The organism is Vagococcus allomyrinae, from assembly GCF_017829975.1.
Taxonomy (GTDB): domain Bacteria; phylum Bacillota; class Bacilli; order Lactobacillales; family Vagococcaceae; genus Vagococcus_D; species Vagococcus_D allomyrinae.
Genome location: NZ_JAEEGA010000010.1, coordinates 151921 through 166593 on the forward strand (window position 1 = coordinate 151921; position 14673 = coordinate 166593).

A 14673-nucleotide genomic window follows, 5' to 3' on the forward strand; every position below is an offset into this window, starting at 1 on the left:
AGACTGACAATGGAAGTATCGGATATCATTGATTTAAAAACAGTGAGAACAAATATGCAAGCAAAAACGAAAGAAGAGGTACTTCAGGAGTTAGCGGCAAGCCTATTGGATAATGGGTATATTACTGAAATAGAAGGCTTTATAGCAGATATTTATGCGCGTGAAGCTGAAGGGAAAACAGGCATTGGCAATTATATTGCCATTCCTCATGGCAAAAGTGCGTACGTAAATAAAATAGGGGTAGCCATTGGTATCAGCCAAGAGGAGATCCCTTGGGAGTCGCTAGATGACCAAGGAGTAAAGGGAATTATCTTGTTTGCTGTTGGGAATGATACGGATGGTGCTACCAATCATTTAAAATTATTGTCATTGTTTGCGAGAAAGCTGGGAAATGATGAAGTGGTTGAGAGCTTGCTTAAAGCAAGTTCGGCAGCAGAGGTTTTGGCTGCATTTGCATAGGGAGAAGGAGAGTAACATGAAAAAAATCAAAGAATTAAATCTTAAAGGACATTTATTAACGGCTATTTCCTATTTAATTCCAATTGTTTGTGGCGCGGGTTTTTTAATCGCCATTGGAATGGCTTTTGGTGGAACGAGTCAGGGACAGTTAGTACAAGGGGAATTTTCCATTTGGGATGCGTTTGCGACAATGGGTGGGGCAGGTTTAGGGTTATTGCCAGTGGTGATTGCCACGGGGATTTCTTTTTCAATTGCCGGCAAACCGGGGATTGCGCCTGGTTTTATTATTGGCTTAACAGCTAATGCCATTGGTGCTGGTTTTATTGGCGGGATCTTAGGTGGTTATCTGGCTGGTTATTTAGTAATAGGGACTCTGACATATGTGAAAGTTCCTAAATGGGCCAAAGGCTTAATGCCAACGCTAATTATTCCTTTTTTAACCTCAATTATCGGTGGTTTAGTCATGGTTTATATTATTGGCTCGCCGATTGCGGCTCTGACTTTGTTACTGACCAATGGGCTAAATAGTTTGGGTTCTTCATCACTTTTGGTTTTTGGTGCAGTCGTCGGACTATTAAGTGGTGTTGATTATGGTGGTCCCATTAACAAAACGGTTTTTGCTTTTGCTTTAACGATGCAGGCAGAAGGGCTCAATGGGCCGATTACTGCTTTGCAATTGGTTAACACAGCTACTCCAATTGGTTTTGGCCTAGCTTATTTTATTGCGAAATTATTCAAAAAGAATATCTATACCTCGTTGGAAGTTGAAACCTTAAAGTCGGCGGTTCCAATGGGAGTCATCAATATTGTTGAGGGGGTTATTCCCATTGTGATGAATGACATTGTTCGCGGGGTGATCGCAACGGCAGTTGGCGGGGCAGCAGGCGGGGCCGTATCGATGGTTTTAGGAGCAGATGCCACGGTGCCATTTGGTGGTGTGTTAATGCTACCGACTATGTCTCGACCTTGGGCAGGTGCGATTGCTTTACTGGTCAATATTTTAGTTACGGCAGTGACTTTGGCACTGATCAAAAAGAATTTGACTGAGGATGAGTTAAGCCAGCATATTGAGAAAGAAGAAGAAGAGATTAGTTTGGATGATATCCAGATCATCTAACAGATAAGGAACTCAGAACAGTTACGATAAAATAAAAGAAGTGAGGTTAATCATGAGTAATGTAGAATTTTCGCCATCACTGATGACGATGGACTTAGATAAATTTAAAGAACAAATTACTTTTTTAAATAAGCAGGTAGGTTCCTATCATATCGATATTATGGATGGGCATTATGTGCCTAATATCACGTTATCTCCTTGGTTTATTGAAGAGGTTCGAAAGATTAGCTCACTGCCAATGTCGGCTCATTTAATGGTCAAAGATCCTAGTTTTTGGGTTCAGCAATTAATCACGTTAAAATGTGAATGGATTTGTATGCACGCAGAAGTATTAGATGGTCTAGCCTTCCGTTTAATTGACCAAATTCAAGATGCTGGCCTTAAAGCCGGGGTTGTATTAAATCCGGAAACACCCATTGAGGTTATATTTCCTTACATTGAGCGTCTGGACAAAATTACTATTATGACGGTTGATCCTGGTTTTGCAGGTCAGCGTTTTATCGAAAGTACATTAGATAAAATAACAGCATTAAGGGAATTAAGAGTTGAAAAAGATTACCGCTATGTTATTGAAATGGATGGCTCCTCTAATCGCCAGTCCTTTAAGCGCATCGATCAAGCAGGGCCAGACATTTACATCGTTGGTCGCAGTGGCTTGTTTGGCCTAGATGAAAGTATTGAAACATCATGGGACATGATGGTACAGGATTATCAGGAGATGACAGGGAAATGTTTAGGATAAACTAACTAACGAGGAGCAATCCTCGTTTTTCTAGGAGGAAGAACAGTGTTTGATAAGATCGATGAGTTAGGCGTTAATTCAATCCGTACCCTTAGTATGGACGCGATTCAGAAAGCAAATTCAGGACACCCAGGATTACCAATGGGAGCAGCACCAATGGCGTATGCCCTATGGACCAAACATCTAAAAATCAACCCAAGTACGTCACGTAACTGGGTCGACCGTGATCGTTTTATTTTATCAGCAGGTCATGGATCAGCCATGTTATACAGCTTGTTGCATCTAGCAGGTTACGATGTCACAACCGCTGATTTAGAGAACTTCCGTCAATGGGGCAGTCGCACACCGGGACACCCAGAAGTTCATCACACAGATGGCGTTGAAGCGACAACAGGTCCTCTTGGTCAAGGAATTGCCATGAGTGTTGGTTTTGCCATGGCGGAAGCTCATTTAGCCGCTACTTACAACAAACCAAACTTTAAGATCGTCGATCATCACACCTATGCAATTTGTGGCGATGGTGATTTGATGGAAGGCATTTCGCAAGAAGCCATTTCAATGGCGGGTCATATGAAACTGGACAAATTGATCGTGCTTTACGATTCAAATGACATCTCCTTAGATGGTCCTTTGGACAAGAGCTTTAGTGAAGACGTGAAAGGTCGTTTTGAAGCGACTGGCTGGCAACATATCTTGGTGAAAGACGGCACGGACTTAGCGGCCATTTCTCAAGCGATTGAAGCGGCTAAAGCTGAAACAACTAAACCGACGATTATTGAAGTTAAAACAGTGATTGGCTTTGGAGCACCAAATGCTGGCACTAATAAGGTTCACGGCGCGCCACTAGGTGCTGAAGGCATCGAAGCCGCTAAAAAAGCCTACGGATGGGACTACCCAGCCTTTACCGTTCCAGAAGAAGTTAAAGCGCGCTTTAAACAAGAGATTAACCAAAAAGGGGAACAAGCCGAAGCCGCTTGGAATGAGCTATTCGCTGGTTATCAAGCAGACTACCCTGAATTAGCGCAACAATTCTTAGACGCATACGCTGGCAAACTACCAGAAAACTGGGATGCTGAAATGCCAACCTACGACGTTTCAGATGATGCTTTAGCTAGTCGTGTGACTAGCAAAGACATGATTCAAGCCTTAGCTAAAACTGTGCCGAGCTTCTGGGGCGGTTCAGCCGATTTAAGTTCATCGAACAACACGATGATCGCTGGCGAAAAGGATTTTGATCCAGGTCAATACGAAGGTCGCAACATTTGGTTTGGGGTTCGTGAATTTGCCATGACAGCAGCCATGAACGGGATTGCTTTACATGGTGGTACCCGGATCTACGGCGGCACATTCTTTGTTTTCGTTGATTACATGCGTCCTGCTATTCGTTTAGCAGCCATTCAAAACGCACCGGTGACTTACGTCTTAACTCATGATTCAATCGCAGTGGGTGAAGATGGCCCGACCCATGAGCCGATCGAACAACTATCAAGCTTGCGTGGTATGCCAAACGTGTCATTATTACGCCCAGCTGACGGTAACGAAGTCCGTGCAGCTTGGAAACTAGCGATGGCTTCAACGGATCATCCAACAGTCTTAGCCTTAACTCGTCAAAACTTGCCTGTTTTAGAGGGCACCAAAGAACAGGCGGAAGCCGGCGTTGCTAAAGGCGCTTATGTGTTATCACCAGCTAAAAATGGCACACCTGAGGGCATCTTAATTGCAACTGGTTCTGAAGTAGCGCTAGCAATAGCGGCTCAAAAAGAATTAGCGGCAGCAGGTAAAGACGTCTCAGTGGTTTCAATGCCAAGTATGGACCTCTTTGAAAAACAAGAGGCAGCCTACAAAGAAAGTGTCTTACCAAAAGCGATTACCAAACGAGTAGCGGTTGAAATGGGCGCTAGCTTTGGTTGGGAACGTTATGTCGGTGTTGAAGGGGCAACTGTGACAGTTGACCGCTTCGGAGCCAGTGCTCCAGCAGCAACCGTTTTAGCTGAATACGGCTTTACAACTGAAAATGTCGTCAATACATTTAATCGTTTATAGAGTGATGATGAAACTGACTAGGATCTCCTAGTCAGTTTTTTGCGCCAAACTGTTGAAAGTTGATTTTAGTTAGATTCTTCTTCTTGAGAAGGAGGAGATGGTTATGTCAACGATTATTCAACGTTCAACAGGATTGAACACAATAGGTTCAACTGATATCAGCAGACTATATGCTAAAGTTTCCACTCTTGTCACGGCGTCAAAAGCTCCATTAAAAAATCTTTTGTTATAAAGGCTAAATCTAGATCATCTTCCACTAATAATAATGTTGCAATCTCAATCACGTCTTTGCTTTTGCTTATTTTTTTTTACGGCCCATCAATTAAGAGTATAAAAAGGGGCACTATGCCGAATGAGTCATCAAACGAGAGGCAGGAAGCCCGATCGAAAGGGGGATTTAAAGTTACTTGAAGGAAGGATGTTTCCATTTGATTCTAACAAATAACGGCGGGTAATAAAAGAGAGGATTAGTTATCTGTTGTTAATCGTGTCACCCACTTTTCTGAGAGAAGGCTGTTTTGTTGCAGAGCAAGGGAGCTAATCTAAGAGGATTAAGGAGGGGCATTAATCAGCCATCAGAAAAAAGCGACAGGTCAGCTGTCGCTTTTTTCTATGTTTGATTTTTTTCGGCACTACTCAGTAAATAATAAGTATCCGCTAAATGCATTCAACTAAACAGTAGCTTAGGCAGTAATTCCAACCATTCGATTTCTGTTGGAATATTGGATAAGCGAATAGCTTTAAAGTGAGGGAACTCTTCTTCTAAATGATAATTGTACACATACGCGTCGACATGTAAGGCTTCTAGTAAAGCGGCTGTTACAGGTTTGTTAAAAATAAAGTGGGCAGTAGCACTTTGGGGCAACATGTTTAAAAGAACCGTTTTATAGTAATTCAGTGAAGAGGGGGAGCCTGTTAATGAAAATAGAATGGTCTTTTGCCCAGTGATATAAAGTTGCAAATAGGAAACTGAAATCAGGGTTAAGCTGGTTGCCAAGTCTTCATAGTAAACAATGCGCAGTAGATTCGAATCAACGGCATCGTATAAAATAGTCATCCATTGATCAAAAATATCTGAATAATGTAGTTTGGTGTGCTCTTTCGTGTCCAAACTGACCCGTTGAAAGGCGGGGGTTAGTTCTGTTAGCAACATCGTGTTCAGTAAAAAGGATTGCAGCAAAATTTTTAAATCAATGTTGATGATGGGATTGAGCTTATTATGACTAAAAAAACGCAAGATCGATGGTTCAAAATCAGGAAGGAAGTGCTCAAAATCCTTTGTGTAAAAATGAGTGTTGACTTCATAGGAGATGCTGTCTAAGCGTAAAATAAAGAGATAGACTAGTTCTTCTTCTGATAAGGAATTTAGTACAGGGTTATTGGCAAAGTTATTATTGAATATTTTTTTTAAGCGCAAGTAATTAGGTGACTCGATGTATTTATCCATTATTTCTTTTGAAAGTTTTACCGGGTGTCCAGTGGCGACCCGTTGTTCAAAGATGATGATCCAATGTGTTAGGCGATAATAATCCAGCAATAAGGGTTCTAAAGGTTGTTCTAATTCGTAATTTATCTGAGAGAATGAGTCGTATAAATCTGCTAATTGATCAGCTCGGGGAATAAGAGAAGACCCTTCGTGAGCTTGTCTAAAGTAATTGAAAAAGAAGAAGCGAATATCCACTTCATTGCCAGTGATGTCTACAAACGGTCGAATCTGTAGAGATAATGAGTAACCTGAAAGAATTTTTTTCAAGATGTTCAAATGAGAACGAATGGTTGATTCAGAGATATAAGTGGCAAGTGAATAGTACTCGATCGTTTCTTGTTCGTTTTTGAAAATAGAGTCAATAATGAAGAAAAGTGGGTTATCTTCAAGCAAGTGATTGATAAAACCTGACAGTAGAAAAGGGTTCTCCGTTATTAATGAGAGGCCTTCATTTTCTTTTGACATAATACTGATTTCTGGTGGAAATAATTCGTTCATTTTTTTTATTTCAGCTGATATTGTACGAGTTGAAACTAGACAGACTTGAGAAATATAAGCAATCGTTAGCGGTCTTTTAGCTTGCAATAAGAGTTTGATAATATCTATTTTTCTTTTGACACTTTTGTCTACGATAAGATTGTAACCGAGTTCATTCATGTTAGTCATCTGCTTTCTTTGCCTTGGTGCTAGGGGGAAAGTCTAACACCAAGTGTTGATTGTCTTAAAAATAGCTGTATTTTAAGAGGATTATACATTAAACCATTTTGTCTGTCCAATACTCGAAATTAAGGAATTAGGAAAGGGGTCTGATAGAGCCCTGTTTTTTTAATTTTTTCATGGGTAAGTGATATTTTTCAAAAAATTCTTATTGAGTTAACGATTAAGTCTAATAAACCTCTTTTTTTAAAGGTAATTCGTTCACAATTTGTGACTGTTAGGGGAGGGTGATGCAATAAATAATAGTTAAATAAAATGATATTTTTTGTCGATAAAGCCAAAACAGTTGTGTTTGTTGGTTGAAAATTTATTAAAAGATGTTTTTTGAAAAGGTTGTAGATATGTGAAAAAACTCGATTGAGAGGTTGCCATTTGTTTACTATACTGATGTCAGTGCTCAAGGGGAATCAGAAGCACTGAATGGAATCAGGTAATTGTTGAACTGTTCATAAATAGCGAATAGATGGACGAAGTTGTCGGGAAATGTCTTAACAGTGACTTATCGTCATGTTGAGAGAAAAAATGAAAGGAAAGTGGGAATGGGACAAGCTAAAACAAGAATATCTAAACTAAAAGGTGTCGGGTTGTTAGTGGTGATAGTGGTGCTTCTTACAAGTTATTTGGCAATCTTCGCTAAAAATGAAGTGAAACTAACGGCAGAAGAAATTAATCCTGTGACGGATTTATATCTATCTGAGGAAAGTAGCGATCAGCCTCTGACGACAATGATACAGCCTCAAATCAATCAATCGTTCACGTTAGAGGTTCATTCATTCAATAAAGAGGACGAACAAGTGTCGCTGAATCTCCCAGCTGGGTTAAGGATTGAAGAAGAGAAAACAATCGCCGCGAACCAGTCGCTTCGCGATGACTTAGCCAGCTGGTTAAGGAGTTCGGAAAAGGGCATTACGATCGACATGAAGAAAGCTGGCGAGCTGATACCTATAACAAAATTAGTTTTGACTGCTGACTTGGCTAAAGATTATCGGCTGTCGTTGTCAACAGTACGAAAAGGGACACCTTATCAATCAGCAGAAGTGCTACTTCAAGCAAAGGCATTGCTAACAGCTGAAGGAGATCAATTAAGTCCAGAACGAAATTTTCAATTGCCTAGTCCTAGAGTTGGCAATCAAAACTTGGATATAGATTTATCGGCAGTGAAAGGGACAGTTGAATCTGGTCAATCAGCCATCTATGAGTTAGCTCTTAAAGTAACAGGAGCCAGTGTTAGTTACAAAGATGTTAAGTTGATCGTCGATCTTCCAAAAACTGCAAAGTTTAACCAAAATTTGTCGGAACTAGTCATAGCAGAAGTCGTGCCAGCGTACAATGCAGCTGATCAGACGTTGACTTATCTGTTTCCAGAGTTAGCCAGTGGCCAAACGTATAAACTGGCAGTCAAAGTAACGCCACCAAATGGAACAACCCTTAACAATACGGTTTTATTGTCGAAAGTGACTTTGTCGGCAACTGGATTTACGACGGTCAGTGATACGGCTGAGATAAAGGTTACGGCGGCGACCCCCTTTACAGTCTCCACCTCATATATTGGAGTCAAAGATCAAGACAGTACGATCGCACCAAGACCCGGGGATATTGTGGTTTGGAAAGTCAAGGCTTCCGTCAATAGTCAAGCATCTAACTTGTTATTGTTAAAACCAGCCTCAGATATTGTGCTGCAAGATAATCTGCAGACAGGTTTGTCTTACAGTGGGGCAACGAGTACTGTTACGCCTACAGTGACCGGTTCTCAACTTAGCTGGACCTTTAAGGCTCCTGACCTGGTAGCTCAACAGTCAGCTTTAGCAATAAAGGGTGAACTATGGTCAACGGAGTTTTTAGTTTATACGACGATTTCCAAAACCATCGGTGAAACTGCCACCATCAACAAAACACTCAACATGAGTCTGACAGACTATAGTGGGGCTGTTCAAAAGCAAACCTCTAATGCTTCGGGAATTCAAGTGACTTCGGGTTCGGGGAGTTTGATTACGGAAGAAAAAGGGGACTGGTGGTCTGGCGCATATGTGGCACCAAAAAATGGCTTAACTAATCCAGAAGTTGATGCGGTGGCATCCGTAACCGACACAGCAAAACTTTGGTTTCAGTATCAGTATGTGACTCACGGTAGCAATGCTGAGTATTACCAAGACAGTGAAAAAACACGGCCTTATAACTGGAGTACTGAAACCGCTGTTCAAAATGGCTATAAGTATCTGGCCTTAGGCGAACAGATCGACCCTAATTTAGAACTTACTAGAGTCCTTATCATTAGACCGCGGGCATCGATTAAGCTTTCAATTCCCGATGTCTCTTTACCCAAAATGCCTGCGATCACCCTGCGATTAGAAGTTAATCAAAAAGGGAATTGGCGGGAGTTGCCACTAGATACTTCGCGATTTGAAAATAAAGGGCAATTTAGTAGCTACCGTAGTGAATGGGGACTGACTGAAAGCGATCATATCTTGTCCTATCAGCTCTACTTTGATAATGAGGATGGAACACCTGTTGATGGTCGCTTTGCTACCAATGGAAGTGGCGGGTTATATTCAATCAAAAAAGGTTTTATTGGCAAGGTGACTAATCGCATGACGACTACCGGTTGGATTGACAAGCAAGCCACACCGTATCATCGGTTTGCTTATTTGGACAGTCCCAAATTAACGGATAGTCAAATTGGCCCAAGATCAACCAACGTCGTTGCGCCAACGTCTACCAAACCAATCGCGAGAACGAGCGTGTCCTTGAAAAAGGCCGATGGTAACCAAGTAGAAGCAGGTGATAATCGTGTCGAAGCGATCTTCTACAATGACAGCAGTTCACCGGTTCGTATAACCGAGCCATTAACAGGTATGTTATTACTGCCAGAAGGTGTCAGACTTAAAGATGATCCTAAATCCCAGTATCATTACCTTAATGAACGGACGGCCTTGGTAGCGGAGCAAGAGACGACCGGAACCAATCAGATTGTCTCTAATGATTACAAGGGCACTGGTAGACAGCTTATTAAAGTTACATGGGATCGAACGGAAATTTTCCCCTCTAACTATGTATCGGTTGGTTTAGATGTCAGCGTTGCTGAGACGGCTGTTTCGCCTTTAACTGTCAGTGCCTATTTTCTGACGGGGAATAATCAGCTAGCGGTACCGGCCAGTACAGGAAGTGTTACTGATTCAGTTTTGGAAATAGATTCAGACGATATCGACAGTGATGGCAATCAGACGCAACATCGAGTGGTATCTCACAATCATTATCTGATGTTAAGAGCCGCCAATGTGCAGTCAGAAAAACTAGTAAAAGGGGATCAGGACACAGAATTTAGTAAATTGGGGCACACTAGCCCAGGAGGAACGATCACTTATCGTTTAAAAATAAGCAATACAACGGCGGAACCTCTTACTAAATTTACCCTGTTGGATATCTTGCCTTCTGTCGGGGATTTAGGCATTACGGATAACAGTCCTCGAGAAAGCCAGTTTACCCCGATATTGACAAAAGAAATTCAGCTACCAGTGGAATGGCAAGACAAAGTAACGGTTTACTACAGTACGGAAACTAACCCCAAACGAGATGACTTAGTAAAGAACGTCATTTATCCAGAGACAACTTTAGAGTTAAAAAATCCGTTGACGGCCACAGAACCAAACTGGCTTAAGGCTGGGGAGGTGACTAACTGGGAGACGATTCACAGCTATAAAATTGAAATGAATGCGGGTGTATCATGGGTTCAAGGGCAAGCTATTACCATTGAGTTTGAAATGAAGGCTCCAGAAGAAAGTGAGCTAGCCGATAAAGAGTTAATGAATCGCAAAATTGATGAACAAACCAGAGCGGCCTGGAATTCATTTGCCTATGCAGCTAATACCTTGCAAGCAGTAGAACCTCAACGAGTGGGTATTGTTATCAATGCCTTAGTTGGCAAGATTCCAATCGAAAAAGTGGATGCCAACGATCAGAAACTGCTTCAAGGAGCGCGTTTTGTGGTGGCTGAAAGTGACGAACAGTTAAAGGCTGGCCATTTTATTAAACTAGGTGCCTCAGGGGAACTTGTTTATCCTGATGATCCTGAGTATTCAGCAGACTTATTAAATTATGAAGTTACGACAGATGATCAAGGGCAGGCTGAATTTGAAAACTTACGCTTGGATAAAGCCAGTGGCACCAGCTATTATTTGCAGGAAACACAGGCACCTCAAGGGTATGAGTTACGCGCAACTAGTGTTAAGGTCACAGCTAAATTACAAGCTGAAGCCACGAAAATTCAAATAGAGAACACCAAAAAAAGGACGTTACCCCAAACTGGAAGTATGAGCTTAATTCTGAGTTTATTGACAGGGATAGGGTTAGTTGTAATAGGGAGTACCCGTTTTATAATCAGTAAACCAAAAAAATGAAAAGATAGAGGGAAAAATATGAAAAAACAAACATCAACTTACAAAAAAATGTTAATTACACTTGGAATGGTGGTTTTACTGACACCAGCTGTTTTACCAGCAGGTTTTAGTGCTGACTTCACAAAAGCTTATGCTGAAGAGCTGGTTGCACCAAGCAGACAAACAATTTCTTTACAAAAAGTAATGTATTCAGATGAGATGCCAAGCATCATCAATGATGGAGCAGAGCAAACACTTCCAAGTGGTGCGACTCCTTTTGATCCTACGAAATATGGGGATGTGGAATTTACTTTGGTTGATTTGACTGAATACGCAAAAGAAAGATCAGCCAATGCCTTACAAAGTGAAGTGGACGCTTTGGATCAAGCTGATTATCAGAGTTTTATCACAAGCAATAAAAGTGGAGGATCAACAGCCACAACTAAGGCAGTCAATGCCACAGGAAAATTAACTTTTGACAATGTTGCTGCGGCAACCTCAACTGGTAGTGGTCACACGTATGCGATCTTTGAAACCAAAAGTGCCAAAGGATTAGTCAATCAAATTGCTAAACCAATCCTATTAGTCTTACCGATGACCAATATTTCAGGGGATGGTTGGTTTGAGACTATCAATGTTTATCCGAAAAATGAAGTCAAAGAATTAGCCTTTGAACTGGTTAAATACAGTGAAGAAATTGGTGATGAAACTAAATTGGCTGGCGCAGAGTTCGATATTTATTCAGGCAAACCTGGGACGGGGACGAAAGTAAATAACACGACATTAGTTACGGATTCAGCTGGTAAAATTTACGTGACTGGTTTGACAGTAGGGGATTACTATTTTGTTGAAACGAAAGCACCGGGAGAAAATGTGATCAGTGGCTCTGCACTAAATGATGCCAACAATAAATTAACGTTTACGATTACTGGTGAGGGGACAGAAGAAGCCGATTTGAAGATTGATTTTATTAACTACTTGAAGCCAACTAGTGAGAAAAAGGTAACGAATGGCACTGACCCAGGGACAGGTAAGTCGTCTTTTGGAATTGGCGATGTGGTTCAATATGAAAACAACTTGAGAATTCCAACTGATATTGTAGGTGGCGAGATTATTAAGGATGGTAAAATCGATACGACATCCCCGTATCACATTTTCAACTATTCAGATATGCCAGGAACGGGCTTGACCTATTCAGGTAAAGCGGAAGATGTTAAAGTTGTCGCAAGTGATGGCACATTGCTAACCCTTGGAACAGATTATCTTTATTCTGCAAAAGGCAGTGGCTTTAACTTAGACTTTATTGTCACAGGTGGAAAAGTTAGCGATACGGTTGCCAATTATGCCGGAGAAGCCTTGACGATTAGCTATGAGATGACGATTAACGAAGAGGCGGTTATTGATGATGGAATTGAGAATAACTACGATCTATCTTGGAGTAATCATCCTAATGAAAGTGGCGAAGGCAATAAAACCACTGGCAAAGTAGCTGTTTATACAGGCGGCGCCAAGTTTGTTAAGGAAGATGCTTCCACAAAAGCACCATTGGAAAATGCTAAATTTGTTATTTTAAATGATTCGGGTCAGTACTTTGATGGTTGGGCAGATGCAAATGCTGATGGCATTAAAGATGCTAAGTGGTCAACAGAACAGCCAACTTCAGGAGCAGGAATCTTTACGTCAGATGATGCTGGTAAATTTGAAATAGCCGGATTAGCGTATGGAAACTATTCATTAAAAGAAATTCAAGCGCCAGATGGTTATCAATTGTTAACCAATACGGTTGATTTTACGATCGAAGAAAATGGCTACACAACAGGAATTATGGCCATTGAAAATAGTCAACGTCCGTCAATGCCTATTACCGGTTCGACACAATTAATCATCACATTAGTTGCGGGAGCAGTTTTAGTCACTGTGGCAGGGGTTTATTATAAAAAACGTCAAGAGGCATAAGCAACTAGAGGAATGATTTACTAACATGACGAGCAAATGGTCTAAGTTCTCCTGGAAATCAGGTGAGACTTAGACTGTTACTCGTGAATTTTTGAAAATGCTTAATCAGAATCAGATAGGAGAAACACACTTGGCCAATAAACGAAGAATTAAGAAAAAACGATCAAGAAAGACAATAAAAAAGAAAAAATGGGTGGATCTGTTTTTCTTAGCTGTTGTTTTAGCTGGTGTGGGCCTCTTGCTCTATCCTATTTATTCAGATTATCAGTTGAAGCGATCTCAAACAATGGAAATAAGGAAGTATCAAGCAACCGTCTCGAACTTATCAAAAGAGGAAAAAGAGCAAAAATTAGCGGAATATGAAAAGAAAAATGAGGATCAAAAGCAAGGAAACGTCCCTTTGGATGAACCATTTGCGAATATCGAGGGACAGTCAAGTAACTCCTTAAACCTTAAGGAACAGTCATTACCTGAACCAGTGGCGGTTTTGGATATTCCTAAAATAGACTTAGAAGTGCAAGTCTATCCTACATCCAGTGATTTGGTATTAGAAAAAGGGGTGGGTGTCCTTGAAGGAACGGCTATTCCATCAGGGGGAATGGGCAATCATTCCGTCTTAACCGGTCACAGAGGTCTTTCACTCGGGCAGATGTTTACTGATTTACCTAATCTAAAAGTCAACGATCATTTTTATCTAACGATTCTGGGGGAAGTTCATGCCTATGAGATTGATCAAATTAAGACCATTACGCCAGATGATTTGAGCCATTTTGATCGTGATGAGAACGAGGATTATATTACTTTGGTGACATGTACGCCTCTGGGAATCAACAGCCATCGGTTATTGGTAAGGGGGCACCGTATTCCCTATATTGCCAAAGAAAAAGATGCCAAAAATTACTGGACGATGAAGACCTTTTTGATAATAGGTATTGGGTGTATCTTGTTAGTCATGCTGATATTAATCGGAGTGAAAAAGTGCAAAAAAAGAAAGGCAGGTGATAGAAGAAGTGGTCAAAAAAAATAACAAATACCTTGGTTGGTGGTTGCTTATCTTTCTGCCCTTTATATTTTTTAAGAGTGGTTATGCCGAAGAACTAGAGCAACAGCCGGTCTCGTTAAAAGTGGTGATTCATCGATTAATAAGCGACACTGATGGTACTCTGATTGATAACGGAGGCAGAGAAATAGATAACAAATCATTAGGTGGTATGAAGGGTTTGAACGGTGTGACGTTTTCTATTTATGAGATCAGTGAGCAACTAGACTCTTTGATGGAACAAGGGAAGACGTTGGAACAGGCACAACTAACGTTGATACAAACCGATCATCAGACCGATCGGCTAGTGCCGTTGACGACAGTGGTAACCACCAGTGAGATGAATCAAGAGGGGGTTGCGGCAGTTGATTTAGCTATTTACCCAAACAAACGACAAGCATTTTTGATTAAAGAAAGTGGGTCGCCGGCAGAGATGAACGTTAAGTCGGATCAACTAATAGTGATCACACCTGTTTACAGCCAGCTAGGTGAACAGATGGAGACGGTTCATCTGTATCCTAAAAATATCTTAAAAACAGCTACTCCTCCTGCAAAAAACGAGCTACCAAAGACTATACAGCCAAGTAAAGAGCCCAAAATATGGGATTATTTACCAAAAACAGGTGAACTTATCCAGTCAAAACCATTTCTTTTCGGTTTGTTATTAGTATCGGTTGGCATCGTAAGTCATTGTTATTTGAAACGAAAACATTTTTAGGAGGGGCTCCGGTTAAGTCAAGA

The 14673-nt window shown here is 41.0% G+C and carries 10 protein-coding genes; 9 read left to right on the plus strand and 1 reads right to left on the minus strand.

The window, feature by feature from the left end; translation table 11 throughout:
• The first annotated feature begins 9 nt into the window (after window positions 1-9).
• The 5 genes from I6N95_RS15735 to I6N95_RS27470 all read left to right on the plus strand — a co-directional run bounded on the left by I6N95_RS15735 (window position 10) and on the right by I6N95_RS27470 (window position 4593).
• A complete protein-coding gene (locus I6N95_RS15735; protein ID WP_209529688.1) occupies window positions 10-459 on the plus strand; it encodes a PTS sugar transporter subunit IIA in 450 nt (149 codons plus the stop codon).
• A gap of 16 nt (window positions 460-475) precedes the next feature.
• Window positions 476-1576: a PTS fructose transporter subunit IIC gene (locus tag I6N95_RS15740; protein ID WP_209529690.1), complete on the plus strand. Its 1101-nt coding sequence runs from the start codon at window positions 476-478 to the stop codon at window positions 1574-1576.
• A gap of 52 nt (window positions 1577-1628) precedes the next feature.
• Window positions 1629-2318: a D-allulose 6-phosphate 3-epimerase gene (gene alsE / locus I6N95_RS15745; protein WP_209529691.1), complete on the plus strand. Its 690-nt coding sequence runs from the start codon at window positions 1629-1631 to the stop codon at window positions 2316-2318.
• A 45-nt stretch (window positions 2319-2363) separates the two neighbouring features.
• Window positions 2364-4361 (plus strand): transketolase, encoded by a 1998-nt coding sequence (gene tkt / locus I6N95_RS15750; RefSeq protein WP_209529693.1) that lies wholly within the window; start codon window positions 2364-2366, stop codon window positions 4359-4361.
• A gap of 103 nt (window positions 4362-4464) precedes the next feature.
• On the plus strand, window positions 4465-4593 hold the full coding sequence (locus tag I6N95_RS27470; protein WP_283808981.1) for a hypothetical protein: 129 nt from the start codon (window positions 4465-4467) through the stop codon (window positions 4591-4593).
• Window positions 4594-5028: 435 nt separating this feature from the next.
• On the opposite strand, the gene I6N95_RS15755 is transcribed toward I6N95_RS27470, so the two are convergent.
• Window positions 5029-6504, minus strand: coding sequence for an AcpB/EbpR/MafR family transcriptional regulator (locus I6N95_RS15755; protein WP_209529696.1), 1476 nt, complete (start codon window positions 6502-6504; stop codon window positions 5029-5031).
• A gap of 599 nt (window positions 6505-7103) precedes the next feature.
• Between I6N95_RS15755 and I6N95_RS15760 the strand changes: the two genes are divergently transcribed.
• The 4 genes from I6N95_RS15760 (at window position 7104) to I6N95_RS15775 (ending at window position 14650) form a co-directional block, all read left to right on the plus strand.
• A complete protein-coding gene (locus I6N95_RS15760) occupies window positions 7104-10958 on the plus strand; it encodes a SpaA isopeptide-forming pilin-related protein (protein ID WP_209529697.1) in 3855 nt (1284 codons plus the stop codon).
• Window positions 10959-10976: 18 nt separating this feature from the next.
• Entirely contained in the window at window positions 10977-12893 is a 1917-nt protein-coding gene (locus I6N95_RS15765) for a SpaA isopeptide-forming pilin-related protein (protein ID WP_209529699.1), read from the plus strand.
• Between the two features lie 130 nt (window positions 12894-13023).
• A complete protein-coding gene (locus I6N95_RS15770; RefSeq protein WP_209529700.1) occupies window positions 13024-13920 on the plus strand; it encodes a class C sortase in 897 nt (298 codons plus the stop codon).
• On the plus strand, window positions 13904-14650 hold the full coding sequence (locus I6N95_RS15775; protein WP_209529703.1) for a pilin N-terminal domain-containing protein: 747 nt from the start codon (window positions 13904-13906) through the stop codon (window positions 14648-14650). The genes I6N95_RS15770 and I6N95_RS15775 overlap by 17 nt, the downstream gene beginning before the upstream one ends.
• Window positions 14651-14673 lie beyond the last annotated feature (23 nt).

Excerpts from the sequence above, each read along its gene's own strand:
- I6N95_RS15735 (WP_209529688.1), top strand. The coding sequence starts at position 10 with ATGGAAGTATCGGATATCATTGATTTAAAAACAGTGAGAACAAATATG.
- I6N95_RS15740 (WP_209529690.1), top strand. The coding sequence starts at position 476 with ATGAAAAAAATCAAAGAATTAAATCTTAAAGGACATTTATTAACGGCT.
- alsE (WP_209529691.1), top strand. The coding sequence starts at position 1,629 with ATGAGTAATGTAGAATTTTCGCCATCACTGATGACGATGGACTTAGAT.
- I6N95_RS27470 (WP_283808981.1), top strand. The coding sequence starts at position 4,465 with ATGTCAACGATTATTCAACGTTCAACAGGATTGAACACAATAGGTTCA.
- I6N95_RS15755 (WP_209529696.1), bottom strand. The coding sequence starts at position 6,504 with ATGAATGAACTCGGTTACAATCTTATCGTAGACAAAAGTGTCAAAAGA.
- I6N95_RS15760 (WP_209529697.1), top strand. The coding sequence starts at position 7,104 with ATGGGACAAGCTAAAACAAGAATATCTAAACTAAAAGGTGTCGGGTTG.
- I6N95_RS15765 (WP_209529699.1), top strand. The coding sequence starts at position 10,977 with ATGAAAAAACAAACATCAACTTACAAAAAAATGTTAATTACACTTGGA.